Below are 3,156 nucleotides of genomic sequence, written 5' to 3'. Positions count from 1 at the left end.
CTCTTCTACCTGCCGACGGCACTGGCCGCTGTGCAGCGACCGGACCTGGTGCGCTCCAGGGGCGGCGACGCCGGCCACGAGGCGGCGGCCGTGTTCCGCGCGGCGGTCCTGATAACGCTCCTCCTCGGCGTCGCCCTGATCCTTGCCGCACCTTTTCTCTGCGTGACCGTCTTCGGTGTCGAGTTCCAGGGTTCGATCGTCCAGTTGCGCATTCTGACGGCGGGCGCGTTCGGTATCGTCGCGCTCAAGCTGCTGGGCAACGCGTTGACCGCGCGGGGAAAACCACTGCTGGAGACCGCGGCGGTGGGTGTCGCGTTCGTCGTCACGGTAGGGCTCGACATTGTTCTCATTCCCGGGCACGGAGGTGTCGGGGCGTCGGTTGCCTCGGTGCTGGCATACTCGGTCGGCGGAATGGTGGTCGGGATCATCTTCGCGCGGACGCTGGGAACCGGCCGGGTCAACCTCGTCCCGCGGTGGCGTGACGCGCTCGTGCTCGGGCGCGTCGGCCTGCGCTGTTCAGCGCGGCTGGTGCCATCCCGGGCGGCAGCGGCGAACACACTTCGAGGTGACGGCTGACCTGAACGGCTGACCTGACTCGTCAAAGCTTTTCAGAGCCCTTTTCAGGACTCGGCGGGTTTCAGGCGTGTTGCCGCGGACGGTCCAGGAGCCCCCGCAATGTGCCGAGACCATAGCCTGTGTGCAGCGCGCCGAAACAGACCGCGATTTTGGAGCAGGCCGCGACTTCAGCAGTCATCGCCGACCATTCGTCCGGACGGCCTCCGGCAACGACCACGTCAGGAGCAGGCCCGTCTCCGTGCGCGCGCCCCACCGCCGCAACCGCCGACGTCAACGCCGCGACCGTGTATGCCAGCGCACCGACGGCGAGGGCCAGGCGCGCCCTCGGTACGAAAACCGACGCCCCCGCCAACCCCACAAACGTGAGCAGGAAAGACGCCGGAGCCAGGTGCCGTGGCCGGACCATGGTGTGGTGTGCCCGGCACACACGTACCCGGGCGCGACCATATCGGTAGTACTGGCGGAAGACGGCCCGCCAGGAAGGCCGTGTTATATAGTGAAATCTGATCGAGGTGTCGAGGAGGATCCGGCGGCCCGCCTGCCGCAAGCGCCAGTTCAGCTCCTCGTCCTCACCATAGGCCATTGCGGGGTCGAAAAGTCCGACGTGCTCGAGCGCCGCGCGTCGGTAGACGCCGCACTGGACGGTGTCGACGAACTCGTGTTCCGTCCTGCCGGAATACACGCTGCCCCCGACGCCGAAGTGAGATGTACGGGCGAGCGCGACCGCCTCCCCGAAGCGGGTGTCGCCGTGTTGCTCCGGGCGGCCGCCCACGCAGGCGACATCGGACGGGCTGCGCCGCAGAACGTCGACGGCGCGGCTGAGGAAGTCGCGTTCCGGGTAGCCGTGCGCGTCCACCTTCGCGACCAGTTCGTTCGAGGAGCCTCTGGTGCCGAGGTTCAACGCTTCGGGAAGGTTGCGGCGGCGCCCGTCAGCAATCACCGTCAGGCGCCCGTCGGTGGCTGCCCGCTCGGAGGCGATCGCGACGGTGCGGTCCTGTGAACCGCCGTCGACCAGCCAGACCCGCACCAGCTCCGCCGGATAGTCCTGCGCCAGCACCTCGTCCAGGCAACGGCCGACATATCGTTCCTCGTCGTACGTGGAGATAACGACGTCGATCGTTTTCCGGTGGTCGGCCGACGTTGTGGCGCTGATTTTCCCGGTATCCTCGGCCGCTGTATCAGTGCGCCGCATGATATACCGTGTTCGGCGTACCGATTTCCTCGGGACGCTTTTCCCGGGGGCGCATCCCGGCGTTCTTGCGGACGATGCCGGTGATGATGTACCGCCAACCCTCCGGTGTGACCCGTTCGCACAGAGCCCGGTCGACGGCGCCGAGCGCCCGCCGCTGCCGTTCGGACCGCCCGAACCCGCCGAGTATCCCCAGTGTCGTGTAGTCGACCGTCCCGAAAGCGGACAACAACCCGACGGCATCCTCGGACGGAAGGTAACTGCACCCCTTCCTGCCCCAGCCGAAATGCGTGCGGAAGAAGTTGTGGATCCTGGTCCCCGCCGCGTTCTCCGCGAACCACAGCTCACCACCCGGCTTCAGCGCCCGGTGCATGTTCGAGATCGCGTTTCGTTGAGGGACGGGCCAGCTGTCACCACTGGTGGTCATTCCCGGGAGCAGCGACTTGAAGGCAACTATGTCGAAGGCCGCCACGTACGGGATACTCAGCACGTCGATCCTCTCGTACGTGATCGCATCACTGATTCCGTACTCCGCGTGCAGACGCCGGGCAGCCGATGACGGTTCCTCCAGGCCGGAACACACGACCTGGAATCCCTTTGTGGCCAGCCACAGTGAGAGACCTCCGTGCGTTCCACCGAAACCGATCTCGAGAACGCTCGGGGCGGCTGCGTCCACTCTTGCGTCCACTCTGCTGTGTTTTTCCCAGAACGACAGGCACCTCGACCAGTTCGCAACGTCCCAACCGATACTGTCGCGGATGAGGCTCGCTCGGTTCATGCCCTGTCACCTGCCCCCCGAAGGTATGAAGTAACCGGATCCGGACCCGCTGTCGGAGGATGCGCACAGGACGCGACACCGAACAGGATGATCAAGATATCCGCAAAGAGCCGCTAACTCAGCGTCGCGCAGCCGGTCGGCTCGACGTAGCCGGCGTTGTCGTACGGTCGGCCGAGCGTCAGCACACGCATGTGCGCGAGCAGGCTCTGCGGCAGGTCGACATACGTCTGCTCCCCCCAGGGATAGGGCACCGCGGTCGAGAGCGGATTCTGTGCGACAAGACCGACTCCCCCGCCCGTGTCGCCGAGGATCATCCCGTATCTCTGGAGCGCACGGGCAATGATCATTTCGTACGGGTTGAGGCCGAGTGTCGACAGGTCCACGCCCGGGTCGATCTGCAGGCGCGCGCCCTCGGGGATCGCTCCGGAGCCTGTGCTCCTCCCGTCGGCCTCGGTGGCCGGCAGGACAGGACCGCCGGCCCTCGTGTCCGGGTAAGCGAAGAACAGGGCGTGTTTGATCTCGCCTTCCCGCAGCTCCTCGGGCCGGATCAGGCCCGCGGCGCCCGCCGCGCCCGAGCCGGTTGCCGACAGGCCGTGGGGGTACCAGCCCGACC

Annotated in this window: 3 protein-coding genes and 1 pseudogene; 1 reads left to right on the top strand and 3 read right to left on the bottom strand. The window is 66.8% G+C overall.

Annotated features, from left to right (window positions below; genetic code table 11):
• A partial coding sequence (locus DD1DGNOD_RS14560) for a polysaccharide biosynthesis C-terminal domain-containing protein (RefSeq protein WP_206443182.1) occupies positions 1-576 on the top strand: 576 nt, incomplete at its 5' end.
• 61 nt (positions 577-637) lie between these two features.
• Here the strand turns inward: DD1DGNOD_RS14560 and DD1DGNOD_RS14555 are convergent.
• The 3 genes and pseudogenes from DD1DGNOD_RS14555 to DD1DGNOD_RS27050 all read right to left on the bottom strand — a co-directional run.
• Positions 638-1,768, bottom strand: coding sequence for a glycosyltransferase family 2 protein (locus DD1DGNOD_RS14555; protein ID WP_165036734.1), 1,131 nt, complete (start codon positions 1,766-1,768; stop codon positions 638-640).
• On the bottom strand, positions 1,755-2,543 hold the full coding sequence (locus tag DD1DGNOD_RS27055) for a class I SAM-dependent methyltransferase (protein WP_165034989.1): 789 nt from the start codon (positions 2,541-2,543) through the stop codon (positions 1,755-1,757). Before DD1DGNOD_RS27055 ends, DD1DGNOD_RS14555 begins: the two co-directional genes overlap by 14 nt.
• 113 nt (positions 2,544-2,656) lie before the next feature.
• Positions 2,657-3,156, bottom strand: a pseudogene (locus tag DD1DGNOD_RS27050) (hypothetical protein); the annotation flags it as partial.

The organism is Candidatus Protofrankia californiensis (assembly GCF_900634765.1).
In the GTDB taxonomy this organism is placed as follows: domain Bacteria; phylum Actinomycetota; class Actinomycetes; order Frankiales; family Frankiaceae; genus Protofrankia; species Protofrankia californiensis.
Note: the sequence above shows the minus strand (reverse complement) of the source record. Positions and strands in the feature narration are given on the sequence as shown.